At 59.9% G+C, this 15,686-nt stretch carries 13 protein-coding genes; 2 read left to right on the top strand and 11 right to left on the bottom strand.

The features are described 5' to 3' along the window. The 6 genes from FKB36_RS12560 to FKB36_RS12585 form a co-directional block, all read right to left on the bottom strand. On the bottom strand, positions 1 to 1,420 hold a 1,420-nt coding region (locus FKB36_RS12560; protein ID WP_261598438.1), incomplete at its 3' end, for a DUF4062 domain-containing protein. Then, entirely contained in the window at positions 1,417 to 3,261 is a 1,845-nt protein-coding gene (locus FKB36_RS12565; protein ID WP_261598439.1) for a DUF4209 domain-containing protein, read from the bottom strand. The genes FKB36_RS12560 and FKB36_RS12565, both read right to left, overlap by 4 nt. Further along, positions 3,258 to 4,685: a restriction endonuclease subunit S gene (locus FKB36_RS12570; RefSeq protein ID WP_261598440.1), complete on the bottom strand. Its 1,428-nt coding sequence runs from the start codon at positions 4,683 to 4,685 to the stop codon at positions 3,258 to 3,260. Before FKB36_RS12570 ends, FKB36_RS12565 begins: the two co-directional genes overlap by 4 nt. Before the next feature lie 41 nt (positions 4,686 to 4,726). After that, positions 4,727 to 7,171 (bottom strand): HsdM family class I SAM-dependent methyltransferase, encoded by a 2,445-nt coding sequence (locus tag FKB36_RS12575; protein ID WP_261598441.1) that lies wholly within the window; start codon positions 7,169 to 7,171, stop codon positions 4,727 to 4,729. 82 nt (positions 7,172 to 7,253) lie between these two features. Then, positions 7,254 to 7,697: a hypothetical protein gene (locus tag FKB36_RS12580; RefSeq protein ID WP_261598442.1), complete on the bottom strand. Its 444-nt coding sequence runs from the start codon at positions 7,695 to 7,697 to the stop codon at positions 7,254 to 7,256. 31 nt (positions 7,698 to 7,728) lie between these two features. Beyond that, complete coding sequence (locus FKB36_RS12585; RefSeq protein WP_261598443.1) at positions 7,729 to 8,175, bottom strand: hypothetical protein; 447 nt, start codon at positions 8,173 to 8,175, stop codon at positions 7,729 to 7,731. 79 nt (positions 8,176 to 8,254) lie between these two features. Between FKB36_RS12585 and FKB36_RS12590 the strand changes: the two genes are divergently transcribed. Then, positions 8,255 to 8,635, top strand: coding sequence for a virulence RhuM family protein (locus tag FKB36_RS12590; protein ID WP_261598444.1), 381 nt, complete (start codon positions 8,255 to 8,257; stop codon positions 8,633 to 8,635). Positions 8,636 to 8,936: 301 nt separating this feature from the next. Here the strand turns inward: FKB36_RS12590 and FKB36_RS12595 are convergent, their stop codons facing one another. The 5 genes from FKB36_RS12595 to FKB36_RS12615 form a co-directional block, all read right to left on the bottom strand. Further along, positions 8,937 to 9,566 (bottom strand): conserved oligomeric Golgi complex subunit 6, encoded by a 630-nt coding sequence (locus tag FKB36_RS12595; protein ID WP_261598445.1) that lies wholly within the window; start codon positions 9,564 to 9,566, stop codon positions 8,937 to 8,939. Between the two features lie 155 nt (positions 9,567 to 9,721). Further along, the gene (locus FKB36_RS12600) at positions 9,722 to 11,092 is read right to left on the bottom strand and encodes an ATP-binding protein (protein ID WP_261598446.1); all 1,371 of its coding nucleotides are present in this window, start codon (positions 11,090 to 11,092) and stop codon (positions 9,722 to 9,724) included. A gap of 490 nt (positions 11,093 to 11,582) precedes the next feature. Next, complete coding sequence (locus FKB36_RS12605) at positions 11,583 to 14,381, bottom strand: hypothetical protein (RefSeq protein WP_261598447.1); 2,799 nt, start codon at positions 14,379 to 14,381, stop codon at positions 11,583 to 11,585. Further along, complete coding sequence (locus FKB36_RS12610; protein WP_261598448.1) at positions 14,378 to 14,710, bottom strand: hypothetical protein; 333 nt, start codon at positions 14,708 to 14,710, stop codon at positions 14,378 to 14,380. Before FKB36_RS12610 ends, FKB36_RS12605 begins: the two co-directional genes overlap by 4 nt. After that, complete coding sequence (locus FKB36_RS12615) at positions 14,707 to 14,970, bottom strand: hypothetical protein (protein ID WP_261598449.1); 264 nt, start codon at positions 14,968 to 14,970, stop codon at positions 14,707 to 14,709. The genes FKB36_RS12610 and FKB36_RS12615 overlap by 4 nt, the downstream gene beginning before the upstream one ends. Before the next feature lie 481 nt (positions 14,971 to 15,451). On the opposite strand from FKB36_RS12615, the gene FKB36_RS12620 reads away from it, so the two are divergent. Continuing rightward, a complete protein-coding gene (locus FKB36_RS12620) occupies positions 15,452 to 15,580 on the top strand; it encodes an inorganic phosphate transporter (RefSeq protein WP_390895721.1) in 129 nt (42 codons plus the stop codon). Positions 15,581 to 15,686: the final 106 nt, after the last annotated feature.

Here is a 15,686-nt window from a genome sequence, read left to right on the forward strand (position 1 = left end):
CTTCCCTAGTTTCTTCCCTAGTTTCTTCCCTAGTTTCTTCCCTAGTTTCTTCCCTAGTTTCTTCCCTAGTTTCTTCCCTAGTTTCTTCCCTAGTTTCTTCCCTAGTTTCTTCCCTAGTTTCTTCCCTAGTTTCTTCCCTGGATGGTTGCGACTCTGGCGGCCCTGCCTGTGGCCTTAGCTGTGGCCCTGGATATAGCCAGGGTCCGGGAACCAGAATCCGCCGGATGATCGTCTGGAACCCGTCGCTGACCGCGAACTCCGGCTCGGGCAGACCTGCCTCGGTGCAACGCCGAATCATGTCTCGCGTTCCTGTACCCATCCGCTCGATGTAGCCGGCGAGATACATCGGTTCGGCGAGGAGCGGGTTCGCCGGCACCGAGCCGTGGGCCTGCCGGAGTTTTTCCAGGGTCAGGGATGGCGGGAGCGTGCCCGGGTTCCAGACCTCCAGGCGGTCTGAAAAGAGCATCACCTGGACGCTGCCGTTGCTCGTGTAGTCGCGGTGAGCGACGGCGTTTACAACCGCCTCCGCCACCACCTCCTTCGGGATCTCGTAGCGCAGCGGCGCCTGCGGGCCGGCCTCACGGGTGCCTACCGAGAGGGCAATCTTGCTGAGGATGAAATCCACCGCCGCATCCACGAGATCGAAGACCGTTCCCTTGTAGACCTGATAGGACGGGATCGGTTTGGCCACCTCGGTGCCGTGGAAGTGGGCGCACTTAATCTCTGAGGAGATCAGGAACCGTTGCGGTTGTTTTGCAAAGAGGAGGACTGCCGCGTTCGTCAGCTGCCCATCATCGAGCAGGTTCAGGTGCTCCAGCAGTTCATGAGGAGATGCGCCCTCGGCGAGGGGGAACCGGCGGGTCTTTCTGGCTGTGCGGATGAACCACGCCATGCGTTCAGGGTCCAGGTCCTCGATCGTCGCCTTCGCGCACGGAGCCGCGTCGAAGGGGCCGGAGCGGATGAGCTGCTTCTCTGCAAGGTAATCGACCAGCGCCGCATAGAGCCCGGTGACCAATTCAGCGGAGGTATTGAACCGCTTCCGGATCAGCCCGGCCTGCGCCCTGCTCACAAGCGCACGCATCTTCGGATGACGGGCATCGTCGTCCGTGCCCCTGACGTAGATGAGCCGGTACTTCCCTTCGGCGGTGGCGAGGTCAAACTCCCGTTCGGTCGGCGAGAGACCTTCGGCATTTTCGGAGCCGTAATCGTTCCCGAACAGTCCGACATAGATATCGCACCGCCGGACCTCGTCGAGGTAGAGGTTGTCGGTGCGGCGGTCGGCGGCCGGGACGTCTTCGAAGAAGAAGACTTCGAAGAACCGCCGCATCAGTGCATCTCCCCGCAGGTAGTCGCGGAGAGCCACCCGCTCGTCAGCGAACTCCTTCTGCACGCTGCTAATGAAGATCCGGACGGGGGTCATGCTGCTGCCTCCTCATCGTCTCCGTCGCTCCTACGTGCAGCGTTCCAGAACGTATTGAGCACGAGCTTGAGGCCAAGCCACCAGGCATACACCGCATAAGCAGTTTGACAGTCTTTGTCATCGAGAAGGCCGTGTGCGAGCTCGTTACGCAAGTTCGGCCCGAAGGCATCACAGAACAGCGCTTGTATCTCGAAAGTCAGATCCTCGCCAAATATCGTTTCACACTCAGGCAGATCCATGAGTGTGCTCAGGCCGTTCTCGGTCTCAATGCCTTTGCCATCCAGGGTTGTGGTCTTGACGCCGGCGGATTTCAGATGGAACCTGACCATATGCTCGATCTGCGGTACCAGGAGGTGGAGTGCCGTCACGAAGTCATAGTCGTAACCGTCAAACAGAGCCATTCCAAAGAGACGCTCGCGGCCTATGGGCACAATAGGTGACTCGCTGGCGAGATAAATGAAATCTGCTTCGCATATGCGGTGCTCTAATTGTAGAACTTCAAGTGCAGGTAGGATGCGGCCCTGAACAACCATTCCAACCAAGCGTTTGTGGGCACGGATCATTTCAGCATGGATGCTGATCTCGTCATTCTCGGAAGGTGTATCGCTGAAGCCCATGCTCGACCGTCTGGCTATAACGCGACCGTCACGACTCATGATGGCTGCTGGGAATATAGCCTGTAGTGGGCACTGCTGGTTGCTCTTGATCACATTGTCGCGTAGTTCTTTGACTTTTATAAACGGCTGTAGGTTGGTGAATGCATCCAGCGCTTCAATAGCACTCTTACCACGCACAGAATTCTTGGCGTCTTCGATGGTCTGGCTGAGGTTCACACTAGGTGAGCTTATGACTGCCATCTCGTCCAGCGCCTTCTTTCCGGACTCACTGAGACATAAGTGAAGCTCTTTGAGTCGCTCGTCTACCCGGTGAGCAGGTCGTTCAGAATGGGGAATGGTGCGGTAGGTCTGAACAGCCTTCTCGTAAAATCTCACAGCGGCCATATGACTTGGCTGGTCAACTGTTATTCTGGCCCTGGCCTCCTTGACGAAACTTTCCGCAATGGCGACCGTCATCTCAGTAGACTTTGCGTTATCACCAGCTGCCTTAAACCGCTTTGCTGAAGCCTTAAAAAATCCTCGGGCACGGGGGTAATCATCTTCGTCATCGAACTCGCGGGCAAGGAACTCGAGTCTCTGGGCAATATGCAATTTTTTGTCCTGTGCCAATCCATGGTTGACGAGCAGCTCTGCCAACCAGAGGCCGAGAAAGCCATCTTGACACGTAGCCGAGCCAAATGCGCTGACAATGGCTTTCTCCATATCCTTCAAGCGGTCTCCGGAACCCGCTTTGAGCATGCGAGTCAAACCTATGGCACGCCCCCAACAATCGCGGCCACCGGATACCCATGTCTTGGTATTCAACGGAACCGACCGATAACTATCGATTGCTACCAAGGCGAACCTGACATCGTGTGGTTGTTTATTGAGCCAGATCAGGTCTGCCAGACGCGCTTTCAACCAGGGATCGTCAATGGTATCGATAATCTGCGCAAAGAAATCTATTTCGGTCTCAAGCAGGTCTTTCTTTCCCATAAAGGGCCTGAAGGGTTCACTGGGGCTCTTGGGTGACAGCATCATTGAGCACGCGTCACCCAATAGCCAAAGCACCTTTCCATGGGACTGCCGTCCCTCCTCCGTTGCCTGTTTTGCAGCCGCATAAAAGGCCAGACACATGGACAAATAACCGTCTCGCTCTGTCTTGGCCAAGACCTCTTTCCAGCCACAATCCGCGAAGTCTTGGTGCGTGATCCCAAGGCCTGCGGGGCAACGTTCGGCGCTCATTGAGCGCTCACCCTGCCTGCTGATGGCAATCGGATGCGTCCGGTGAGGAGCTGCTGCATCATGCCCTGCTTGATCTGTTTTGCCTTCTCCCGGCGGTGCTCGAGGGCGGCGATCTCGGCGTCCATGTCGGAGAGGACGGTGGCGATGGCGGTTTGTTCACTGTGCTCTGGGATCCTCAGTTTGATTGACGCCACATCACGTTTACCTATCTCAAGGAAAGTTGATCCGATAGCCCGTTCAATCATCTGCGGCTTGAGTGTCAAAAGGAGGTAGTATAGAAACTCATTAGATATCCCACTCTTGCAGACTAACGACTTGAAGCCTTGATTGGTACAGACTGGTGATGCAGCAATCTTGATCTCCCCGATGGTCGCTCGGCTGCACAGTAACAAGGCGCCAACAGGAAGCAGGCTTGCCGCGCAATTTTCCAGTCCTTCCACGGTGATGCTGCGCTCTGTTTCGAGGAGATACTTCCCTGGGGTACCCGTGATGTCCGTTGGTGTGCACCATGGGATCTGTCCGTTCCAGTAGGCAGGAATCTGGGTGCTTGGTGTTGCTCCATTCCTTATGTCCGCGGTTTCTCCGAGCGTTGTGGTCCTCCATTCTCCGCTGAACCCCGGCAGCCTCTTCTTCCCGGTGAGGAGCTGCTGCATGGCGGCCTGCTTGATGGCCCGCTTCTTTTCGATGAGCGCATCCAGCGCCCCGATGAGCCCGTCCGCATCGGAGAGGGCGGCGGCGATGGTGCGTTGTTCGGGGAGGGATGGGAGAACAATACATATCTCCTTTAGGATCTGTGTATTTAGCGAGGCCATAGTCTGTCCCACGGCAACGCCACGAACTCTCTGCTTGAAAGGCTCGGAATGAAAGTGATAACTAAGATAAGGGGAATGGACGGTGTGATCTGATACTCTCACCCTTAGCAACCGCCCGGAGAACAGCCACCCATCTTCAGCCTCACTAATGAGAGAATTTCGGTCTATGGAACCGACTCGGCTAAAAACTATGTCATTTTTCCGCAGGCTGTAACTTTTCAACCGTAACCGGTCGGAATCAGAAACCAAAGGAAGGTTATCGTGGACAACGCCATGCTCGCTAAGGTGCTCGACGGTGATTATTGGGGTGCCCTCTTCAACGTAATCATGTTGATGTAATGAGGATCCGAAGGGACCGGTTTTCACATTCGCAATTTTGGATATAGTCTCGACTCTCCAATTCTCTGGAACTACCCCCACCTCCGTCCGTTTATACCCCGGCGGCACTTCCTCAGCCCCGGTCTGCCGTTGTGAGGCGAGTTCCTCCTCTAAAGATCTCTTTCTGGCCTCAAGGCTCATCCGCTCGATGATGCTCGACTCCGGCAGCTGCGCGAGCATCTTCTTGAGGGCACCGATCTCCGATTGTACCAGGCGGCGTTCCTGAGTTGTCATAGCGGGCGTTCCTTGTTTATCCCGAGAGCCGCCGGGCATTGTCATCCCCACTCCACCCCCATCCTCCTCAGGTGCTCCTCGACCTTCGTGCCGAACGCCTCCACCTCCCGCTCCAGTTCCGGCAACGGGCGAGCATACCGCTCGTCCAGTTCCTTCACCCGGCCGGCCAGCCGCTGCGTCAGGCGCTCGACCTCGGCCTCGACGGCAGCCTGGATCGAGGCAAACCACTTATCCTCCACCACGAGGCTCTTGATCTCGTCTTCGGCGAGGCTCGAGTACCGGGCGAGCACCCGCTCATCGAGCGCGGCCCGGGCCTCTTTCACCGCCTTCGCCGCCCGGGCCTCCGCCTCGATCAGCGCCGTGACCCGCGTGAGCGCCTCGCGCTCCCCGGCAAACTCCGGGTCCCTCCCGATCGCCTTCACTCGCTCCTTTACCGACGCTCTGGTAACTTTGCCGTTGTCGTTTGTCGCGTCCTCGAGCAGCCCCTCCTCCCCGGTATGCTCCTCGACGAACTCCTCGAGGTCGCGGGCGGCGCTCTCCTGCAACGCCGCGAGTTCCTCGACGGCGGCCTGCTCCGCGGCGAAGTACCGGTTGACGATCAGATCCGGCGGGACCAGGTCCATCTTATACTTCCGCCGGCCGATGACGAGATCCGGAGTCTCCTTGATCTTCTTCTCCTTGTCCTCGACGATCCCGCGGGGTTTTGCCCCCTCGACCCACCCCTCCGCAGCGATCAGGTCGACGTCGTCCTGCATCGTCCCGGCCCAGTAGTCCATCAGGCACTGGTAGACGTCGTACCGCTCCAGCAGCGGCACGCCGGCGAACCGCACGAGCAGGTCTTCCGAGAGCGCATGGATGACGGCCCGGGGGCTGTCGCCGGCACCGAGACCCAGAAGGCGCGGCTCGTGCGCCGCCCGCCACCCATCAAAGACAGTGGCGACGCGGCCCGAATACGCCGAAAATTCCGGGTGAGCGAGGATCGTGGCCTTCACCTCGCCGGGCGCGACCTCCGGCTCCAGGTACCCGGCGCGACCGTTCGACCGGAACAGCGCACCCCGGAGCGTCGGGAAGACAGCCCAGTAGGGCTCCAGCGCGTCGGCGTCCCGCACCGGGATGCCGCCGTTGAGGTGGGCGTCGAGGTCGTGGATATCCTCAGGCTCGCTCGAATCGATGTAGCGCGGGATGTTCAGATTGTAGTCGTTCGCGGGGCTTGCAATCTCCGCGACGGGAACCATGCGGGAGTAGCGGGGCACCTCGACCTGGTTGTTGAAGACGTCCACGATCTTGCGGATATCCTGCGACCGGAGCCGGTTCTTGTTCCCGTCCTTCTCGAACCCTTTCGAGGCGTCGATCATAAAGATCCCGGTGCGGGCGTGTGCATGCTCCTTATCGACGACGATGATACAGGCCGGGATGCCCGTCCCGTAAAAGAGGTTCGGGGGCAGGCCGATGATCCCCTTGATGAGCCCGTGCTTCATGAGATTGCGGCGGATGTCGGCCTCCTTATTCCCACGGAAGAGCACCCCGTGGGGGAGGATGATCGCACCCTTCCCGGTGCTCTTGAGCGACGTGATCAGGTGGAGGAGAAACGCATAATCCCCGTTTTTCGCCGGCGGGATACCGTACTCGAAGCGCTTGAACTCGTCGTTCTCCGGACTGAGGCCGTTCGTCCAGGCCTTGGAGGAGAAGGGGGGATTCGCGACCGCGAAGTCGAACTTCTTCAGGCTCCCGTCGGGATTCTTGAAGTACGGGTCGGCAAGCGTATTGCCGCGCCAGATCTCCGCGCCCGGGTGGCCGTGGAGGATCATGTTCATCCGCGAGAGTGCCCAGGTGGCGTTGTCCATCTCCTGACCGTAGATCGTGATCCCGCGCGGAGCCTCATCGCTCGCCTTGAGGAGGAGGGACCCGGACCCGGAGGTGGGGTCGTAGATGGTCTGATCCTGGCGGGTACCGGGACCGATACCGACCACCCTGGCAATGACCCGCGAGACCTCGGCAGGGGTATAGAACTGTCCCTTGCTCTTGCCCGACTCCGTAGCAAAATGCCGCATCAGGTACTCGTAAGCGTCGCCGAGCAGATCGTCGCCCTCGGCACGGTTCGCCCGAAGGTCAAGGCCGTCGAAGATCGCTACCAGCTTGGAGAGCCGGTCCTGCATCTCCTTGCCCCGGCCGAGTTTATCCTCGTCGTTGAAGTCGGCCTGGTCGATGACCCCCTCGAGACCGTTCGCCTTTGCGAGATTGCCGATGATCTTGTTGATCTTATCGCCGATCTCCTTATCGCCCTTCAGCCTCACCATGTCGGCGAAGCTCCCTCCTTCGGGCACCTCGATGATCGCATCCGGCTTTCCCGCGTACTTATCGGAGACGTATTTCATGAACAGCAGCGTGAGGACGTAATCCTTGTACTGTGAGGCATCCATGCCCCCGCGGAGTTCGTCGCAACTGCTCCAGAGCGAGCTGTAGAGTTCGGATTTTTTGATTGCCAAGTTTCTCATCCCTTATGTATCTGGTTTCCTTCCGGTCGTTTTCCCGTGAATTAAGAGTAATGTGACGCCAAGTTATGCGGATCTATCGAATATTCCCGTAACCGGAGTTAGATTCAATTCGGACTGCATGAATGTTAACAGTTTTGCACCGGGCGGGGCCGGTCCCACCGCGAGCGCGATTCACACTCTGGATTCCAGCAGGATCTTCCCGCACCCGCCGGAGGAACTCCTCCGGAAGCTCCTCCGGCAGCGGGGGAAGATCGGTCTCCACCGACCACCCGGGGTGCAGCAGCGCCTCGGTATAGGCGCAGTCGGCAATCCAGTAGAGGTCGCGCTCATCCTTCATCCGGTCAGCCTGAAACGACCACGGGCCGGGTTTGATCCTGTCCAGCAACGCCCGGTACACCCGGCCGGGGTTGCCGCGAATCTCGTAGTCGATCCAGTCAGGAGCGTGAGGGTCGTCGCCCTCGCCCCGGACGACGATCGCGGCTCCCTCTCGCGCGAGAGTTATCGTCCAGTGCGCCATGGAGGATCCTGGTGCTGCCAGCAGGTACCCATCACTCCTCACCCTCAATCCCGGCCACCGTCCGGTACCCCTGGCGGGGATGGTTGCGGATATTCTTGTATCTCGCCTCAATCCTGCCATCTTCCAGCATGGGATTGATGTAGTGGTTCCGGAGCGAGTCCTTTCTGCTGTCCAGCAGTTCCGCCAGTTCATCGAGGGTCAGGAATCCTTCCTCACAGAGGCGGAGGATCGTCGCTTCGACACATTCTCTGGGCGCTTTCCTCAGAGATCGGATAGGTTCCGCAATTTTACGTAATATATCCAAATGTTCGAAGCTTGCGACCAAATGTTCGGAGATCTCCGGCAAATGTTCGGAGCTCGACTTTGAGCAGATCGTCCCGGCTTCGAATAGCCATCCCCCCTCAGGTGGCGGCCGGGCCGTTAGGAGAAGGCGTTTCTCCTGACGGATATGAACGAGGAATGCATCATGAACCGCCATAGAAGATCCGGGGATCACAGAAGAGAAAGCCCGGCGTTCGGCAGGGTCGTCACAATATCGTACGAGCAGGGGTGGAACTATGAGCGGAGATGAGAAGAAACTGATACGGAACAGCACGGTTGAATTTTTGCTATTTACCTCGGCCGCCGGTGAAGACTCAATCGAGGTCAGGTACGAGGACGAAACCATCTGGTTAAGCCAGAAGATGATGGCGGCGCTCTTCGATGTGACGGTTCCGACAATAAACGTACACCTGAAAAACATCTACGAATGTGGCGAGTTGACCCGTGATGCAACTATTAGAAAATATCTAACAGTTCAAATCGAGGGTGATCGTGAAGATTCACGGACTCTTGACTACTACAACCTTGATGCCATAATCTCGGTTGGATATCGCGTCAATTCCCGAAGAGCCACCCAGTTCCGTCAGTGGGCGGCACCAGACGGGAGGAATGCTTGATGGGTTGTATTCGGAGTACCCGCTTCCTGATATCAATGTCGGAAATATTGCCGACGATCTGCATATATCCAGATATCTGCCGGCTTTTCCGTACTTGATGGGTACTTGATCCCGGTCCATGAAATCACCCGCATTCTGTTTCCGGTAAACGTTGCCGGGTGATAGAACAAGGGCATCGATGTTCTCCTCAGCCGGATGGTGAAGTCGTATGCCTCGTGTCTCCCGACGTTACGCAGATCCGGATGTCAAATCTTATCTATCACTCACATGTTTCCCCTTCGGGGTGCCCTGGATGGGCTTTCTACTCTTCAACAGCGAGGATGCTCACTGTTTCTTCAGGCCTTATTTCCCGGAGATATGAAAAACCGCCGACGGTTCCTTCACGCCGTCGGCCGTCCGCCCATCCGGTCGCCCAGGTACCGGACATCGTGGAGGCTGGTTTCCGAAAGAATGAGCTCCCGTTGACAATGATGTGACGGTAGTCCCCGGTGTAGAGCACCGTGCCGTCGATCGCCGTGGCGACATGGTGGGCGTCGAGGAGCACCTCGCAGTCGTCGTAGTCATCGATGGCCGCACTGAACCGGTCCCAGATATCGCGGTAGGGCTCCGTTCGTGCGTGGAGCGCCAGCACCTTCCGATCCTCAAGAACCAAACGCCGCCGCCGGCAGAGTTCTTCATACCGCTCTTTCACCGCGAGGAGCGTCTTGTGGGCCGCTGCCGGCTGCTCGCGACAGAGTTCGGCAACATGCCGGAGAAGCGGGACGGTCTTCCACCCCCGGCTCTCGGCATCGGCGAGGAGGGTATCTGCCGAACCGTTCCGCTTCAGGTGCGCAACCGCCCTCCGGAACTCGCGGACGAGATTCTGCTGGATGGTGTGGCACCGTCCTCCCGTCCCGTCCCCGAAACACTCGGCCCGGCGCTCATCACTCACCTTCGATCAGTTCTTCTTATTCCATCGTATCTCTCATCCATCTTTCACTCATCTCTCATTCATCCATCATCTATCCCTGCCAGGTGGGGAATCCACCTGGTTTCCGGCCCGGATCAGTTCGTATTCCGCAGGAACGCTCTGGAAATACCCACACATCATGATGGCCTCTCCCGCAGGACGTATCGTGTATTCCTCCTCGACGGGCTCACCTGCTCCAGGATACCACGGTCAACCAGGGCCTTGAGATCCCTGAAAGCCGTCGCTGCCGAGACGCCAGTGAGTGATTGATAGGCACCGCTGGTGATGCTCCCCTCGACCTTGACCCGTTCCACCGCAAGGATCTGCCGTTCATTCAGTTCCATCTTCCGAAGGGAACTCTCGTTCAGCATATCCATCCGCATCGTCAGGGTGAACCCAAGCGGGCTGCTGACGAAGGCGGGAACCGGCATCCCGGCGCTGCGGAAGGCCGTGATGATCCGCTCGATACCTGATCCGTAGCGTTCGACGAGCCCGGCACGGTAGAAAATCTCGGCAACCTTCGGGTTGCGGTGGTAAGAGTAGTGCTCTTTTAGGATCATATCGATGGTAACGCCTGCGGGAAGATTGCCGGGATTGTGGAAGCGGATATGGTCGTCAAAGATCTTGACCTGCGTCTGGACCGTGTTGTTGAAGTAATCTCGGTGGATGAGCGCGTTGAGAAGCGCCTCCCGGATCGCCGGAAGCGGGTAGTCCCAGACCTCTCTCCTCTGAAACGACTCCTGCATCGCCTCCTCCGAGATATCGTACCTGACGCCGAGATACTGCTTGATGATCCGCTCGCCCTCCTCAAACTGGCGAAAGAGATTGCCTCCGATCTCGTGGTCGCCGACGATGATATCTGCCCGCTTGAACCGCCCGATCCGGAGGATGCAGTTCTGGAAGTACCGCTGCGGCTCTCTGCCGAAGAGGACGATGGCTCCGTTGCTGATCCCTCCGTCCCCGGCAAGTCCGAGGCGACGAAGGACGGCCTCGACCGGTTCGGCCGGATCGACGGCAGCGAGGCGACCTGCCGCCTTCGCACCGGCAAGGAAACGCCGCACCGTCTCCTCGTCGATCTCGTCGAACGAGTACGGCCCCGCGACGCTGTCCCACTCAATGCTTTGCTGGAAGAACCCGCGAAGCTCGTCCGGGAGCATCTCGCGTGTCGTGTCGCCGATGCGGGTGTAGTACCGGCCGTCACAGGCGACCGGCACGCGGCTCCGTTCGACGGCAACGGTGACGACGGACTTCCTCTCGATCTCGCGGATCTCAATGGCCGGATGAATGCCAAGCCGGGTGGTTATGCTATCTGCGAGTTTTTTGACAGCATTATTTCTGAGGTCGACGCCGACGACGGCATGATCATGGTCGCGGACCCCGATGACGGCTATCCCGCCGGCAGTGTTGGCAAACGCGGACAGAAGCCTGTAGAGGTTCGCACTCACTTCTTCCTTGAAATCGATCCGCCGTCCTTCAAAGCGGGCGAGCAGGGAGTATAGGTCATTCACGTGCTTCACACCTAGCACCGTACCCGAGCAAAAACATCATGTGCTTCTCTCATGTATGACGCCCCATCACTTCACCGTCGGTCGGCAGGCCTGGTGTAGCCCGGCAGCGCGTTCACAGTGATGCGCACGAACCGGCCGAGCGCATCTCTCCCGATATCTTCCCTTTGCAGCATGGCGAAACATCTCTCCGGTTGCACGTTCTTCTGCACGTCTGATCGGATAAAGGGCGAAACTACCGTGTCTTCTCCAGGATAAACGGCAGAACAACGGTAATGCTATTCTTCTGCTGAAGGTTCCTTTGTTTGCGGGATGGGATTATGATTTCGGTTCTTACAGCCCTGCTAAACGAGGAGGATCAGGAAATAGAAAGATATGCCTCAAAAGTCCCTGCGGTGATGCACGCCATCTAGTGGCGCTCAGACTCCCTCCCCATTGGGGAAGTCGTTGCTCGCACCTTCGGTGCTCGAACTCCGGTTCTACGAACCGTCCCTCACCGCACCCCCTCCCTCGCGTTCCCCTCCCGCACCAGCCTGGCGTAACACCCCTCGCAGAGGTTCGTCTGCGCCTCCCGCGAGCGGTAGACCGCCTTCCCCGTCCTGCAGACATCGCACCGGCCGAGCTCGACCTTCACCCGGAGAAACTCCCGGTGATCGAGGACCCCCGATAGGGGCTCTTGCGGCATGGGCCCTCGTCTTGCATCTCTTTTCAGCGTAGTACAACCGGCGATGCCAGCAGAAGGGCGACTAAAAGGCGCCGGATTGAGGCTTCCGCCCCGTAGTGACGGTATCCCGGGACCGGTTCCGGCATTGTGGGTTTCACACGCACCCGCAGACGCACTCACCACGGAGCCGGTACCGGGGACTGTGGGTACGTTCTGCTGTACTTCAGTACCGAGAGGGAGACGCCTCTCTCTACGTGTACAAAGATCGGCCAATTCAACGTCGTTTCGAGCCGCTGGATTGTTGCACCCGGTGCTGGAATCTTGCGGTAAACCTGCTGCAATGTCGCAACCTTCGGTCCGCACGGATCGGTCCGGTGGCCGCCCCGGATTATCGGGACCACCATCCCGGTCCCCGTCCAGCCAGACCCCGCCGCCATGGGCCCAGCGCCGGTAGACCACAAGGTCAAAGGAGAAGAGGTGCTCCCGCCGCCGCATCGCGTATCCTTCCCCATCCTCGGTGACCATCGTATCGAAGAAACTGACCGCCGGGCATTTCTCCAGCAGCCCCGAGTAGGCCGTCCCCCGGCTCGTATAGCCGTGGAGGATACGATAGGTCTGGTGGTACGAGAGCCCGAGCGCCTCCTGGAGCATCCTGATCGTGAACTGCTCCCAGCCCATCGTCGCCACCGTCGCGAGCGCTGCGGCCTCGTTCTTCGTCGTCTTCGTCTCCTGCCCCCCGGTCTCGCCGTTGATCGCTGCATAGACCCGGGCCGCCGCGGTGAAGTCGTCCAGGTTTGCCCTGATGCCTCCCTCATACGCCTCTCTCTGGAAGCGGTGGATGAGGGCGGAGGCCTTGATCAGGTCAAAGAGGATACCCGGGTTGCGACGGTTCGTCGTCGCGGAGAACTGCACGCTCCGGGCATACGGGATAGAGACGTGCGGGCGAACCGCCTTGAGGATCTGCCAGATCTCCCGGCAGATCACGAGATCGGGGTCCTCGCCGTCGCCGCCGTCCTCCCTCACCTCCCGCTCCTTCATGTACCGGAGCACCCGCTCGTCCTGTTCGAGGGAATCATCGATCCAGACCGTGAGCATCCGGTTCGCCACCTGGTCGTCCCCGGCGTCCTCGACCTTCGCGAGCCACCAGACGCACCGCTCCGGGATGCGGCAGATCTGGAGTTTCCGGTCGGTGGTCACCGTCTGGTGCTCGATGCTCACCCGGAAGTTCGCGGTTGCGGCCTTGAGAACTTCCTGCAGGTCGTCGGAGAGGGAGACATCATCAAAGAGGAAGACGGTGCCGGGTTGCAGGCTGCCGTTGTAGTAGAGGGCTTTGTCCGAGACCGTGCCGGCGAGGCGGTACTCCTCCGGAACCTGCTGGAGCATGGTGGTGCAGGCGTGGCTCTTCCCCTTCCCGGAGTTGCCGGAGATGGCGACATGAAGGCCGTTCGTGTTCTCGACCGATTGGGACGCAAGAGACATCACGAGACACTCCGCGACCGTCCGATCGCCGACATGGCTCTTGTTGAAGGTGTCGAGGAGGAACGCGAGCGGGTCGCCGGTCTTGAGGATCTCTCCTGCCCGGCGGCGGTGCTCATCATCCACCGGTGCCGGGGGAGGGGCTTCCTCCTTCTTCTCCGGCCTTTTCCTCTCGTGCATCCCCCGGAGTTCCGGCCAGCGCTGCGTCCCTCCGCCGCAACTTGCGTGGTGGCAGCCGGCGAAGATGGCGCCGTTCGCAAACTGGATGGCAAACGCCCCGTCCTTGTGGGCCGAGGAGAACGGACACTCCGCGAGGACGTAGAGGGTGCCGCCCTGCCAGGGGCGTGTCGACCGGACGGCGATGCCGTGCTCCGCGAGCCAGGCGGCAAGGTCGATCCTCCGGGAACCCTTCTTCGGCTGGGATGGTTCTTCCCGGGGGAGGAGCCCGGCGAGGCGGTCTAGCCGCTCTAGCGGAACCACACCGATCTCCTCTGGAGCGTTGAGGATCTTCGCCCGGCGGTGGGGGCGCTCGGGAGTGTTGTCGCCCTTCCGCGATGCGGTCCCGTAGAGTTTCCAGATCCGGGCGGCGTTGTGGTTCGCGGTATCGACGGTGACGGCCTCGTTCGAGAAGAGGGCGTCGAGGGTCGCAAGTGCTCCCTTCACGAGCGCGGTTGCCGCCTCATTGTTTGGAAGGTCCACCCGGTAGAGGAGGTGGGCGCCGTTGCCCGAATCTGCCCGGAGGGGTTCCGGGAACCCCTGCTCGGCGAGATACGCCGCGATCCGCTCCGCGACAGCGAGCGCCGCGTTATGCTCCGCATCGGTCGACGAGACCCCGCTCGGCCGCACCGGGTCGATGTCGACCGGGAGCCAGCGCCGGCGGATGATGTCGGCGTCGGCGGTCGTCGCATCCTTCCGCGAGAGCCGCATCTTGATCCGGTTCGCCCGCCGGGCGAGGAGGGCGGGGTTGACGGCATTCAAGGTGACGTAGATCCCGGCGACCGAAGGGTCGGCATCGAGGGCCTCGACGGCCCGGGCGAGGCACTCGTAATCGTCGAAGTAGCCGGAGTGGGTGACGCCGTCGGCGAGCGCCCGGACCTCGATTACGCCTTCAGTGGGGGCGAGGAGCGTTGCTGCCTGCAGGATCTCGTTCATACCTGCACCTCTGAGAAGAGGGGGGCGCTTGTCGCCTCTCCGCAGGCGACCCGCCGGAGGGAGACGAGGGGGACGATCCAGGTGCCTTCCCGGGTCCGGATCACCACCGCTTTCCCCGCGGCGTTCAGCGCCGCATATCCCTCAATCGTTACCTCCCCCATGACGGTGCCGCTTGCCCGCCGCACCCGCTCCCGGACGACCGGGGCCGGCCGGCCAGAGAATATGAGCGCCCGGACATCTGCGGGCGATATCCGGCAGCGTTCCCCCTCGACATGGACGATGAGCCCGCCGGCCGATGTGCCGGAAAGGATACCTAACTCAGGCATCATGGACGCCCCCGTTCGATTTCGACGGTGTAGTGGTGGTTCCTGGTCCTCCGTACATGGATCTCCCGCACCGCCCTTCCATACCGCCGGATGACATCCGCCACCGCCCGCGGGACGAGGAAGAGCGGGACAGTACTGACACGGTCTTCCTCAGATGGTCTTATCACTCCGGGCGGAGAAGAGCTGGTGGCAGTCCCGTGTGAATCGATGTTGGCGCACGCTTCATCCCGTGGGCTGCCGTCTTTATGGTCTATGCTTTGCATTCTGTTTCCTCATCGCGTGGTGCTATCAATCTGACTTTATCCTCAACACCTTCTCCCGGACGAGTTTTGCTACTCGGGTCCGGGAGATGGGTCAGGTAGTTCCCGGGCGGTCTCTTGCCGCTTTCCTCTGCTGAGATGCCGTGGTTTTGACATTGGTCGCCGGCACCTCTCGCATAAAAATAGATGGATATGAGATGATATGAGCAAGAACCGCGCGAAGTGTGAGTGAGAATCCCTTCAGTACCCGCGGTCCCCGGCCCGTGTCCACAGACCCGCGCTACATCCCTTATGGAGCACCGGTTAATTGGCAGATCACCTGCTGAGCCCGGGCTTATCGGATACTACGGTAGCGCTATACCAATACGGGTTCCCATCCGCAGGGCACCGGGGGAAGACCCGACGCCCTCCCCCCCTCACTCCTCCCCGCCCGAGAGCTCCCGGTAATACCGGCAGAGGTCCGCGACGACGCACCGGCGCGATCATGGGCGTCGGGGCGACACGCGGCTACTCGGCGGTCAAGTGGGGCGTGGTCCGCGAGATCGTCACGGCATGGATCCTGACCATCCCGGCGGCGGCGATCGTGGCCGGGCTCTGTTGTCTCGTCGACTAAGCGGTGTTCGGCGGGGTCTTCTGACAGGGGCGTGAGTTCTCCACGCGCAGGGGGATACGCAGGATGGCCGCCTGCCATCACGGAACTCTTCGTCTACCCGGATATT

The organism is Methanoculleus formosensis (assembly GCF_025384765.1).
In the GTDB taxonomy this organism is placed as follows: domain Archaea; phylum Halobacteriota; class Methanomicrobia; order Methanomicrobiales; family Methanoculleaceae; genus Methanoculleus; species Methanoculleus formosensis.

Excerpts from the sequence above, each read along its gene's own strand:
- FKB36_RS12565 (WP_261598439.1), bottom strand. The coding sequence starts at position 3,261 with ATGAGCGCCGAACGTTGCCCCGCAGGCCTTGGGATCACGCACCAAGAC.
- FKB36_RS12570 (WP_261598440.1), bottom strand. The coding sequence starts at position 4,685 with ATGACAACTCAGGAACGCCGCCTGGTACAATCGGAGATCGGTGCCCTC.
- FKB36_RS12580 (WP_261598442.1), bottom strand. The coding sequence starts at position 7,697 with ATGGCGCACTGGACGATAACTCTCGCGCGAGAGGGAGCCGCGATCGTC.
- FKB36_RS12585 (WP_261598443.1), bottom strand. The coding sequence starts at position 8,175 with ATGGCGGTTCATGATGCATTCCTCGTTCATATCCGTCAGGAGAAACGC.
- FKB36_RS12590 (WP_261598444.1), top strand. The coding sequence starts at position 8,255 with ATGAGCGGAGATGAGAAGAAACTGATACGGAACAGCACGGTTGAATTT.
- FKB36_RS12605 (WP_261598447.1), bottom strand. The coding sequence starts at position 14,381 with ATGAACGAGATCCTGCAGGCAGCAACGCTCCTCGCCCCCACTGAAGGC.
- FKB36_RS12610 (WP_261598448.1), bottom strand. The coding sequence starts at position 14,710 with ATGATGCCTGAGTTAGGTATCCTTTCCGGCACATCGGCCGGCGGGCTC.
- FKB36_RS12615 (WP_261598449.1), bottom strand. The coding sequence starts at position 14,970 with ATGCAAAGCATAGACCATAAAGACGGCAGCCCACGGGATGAAGCGTGC.
- FKB36_RS12620 (WP_390895721.1), top strand. The coding sequence starts at position 15,452 with ATGGGCGTCGGGGCGACACGCGGCTACTCGGCGGTCAAGTGGGGCGTG.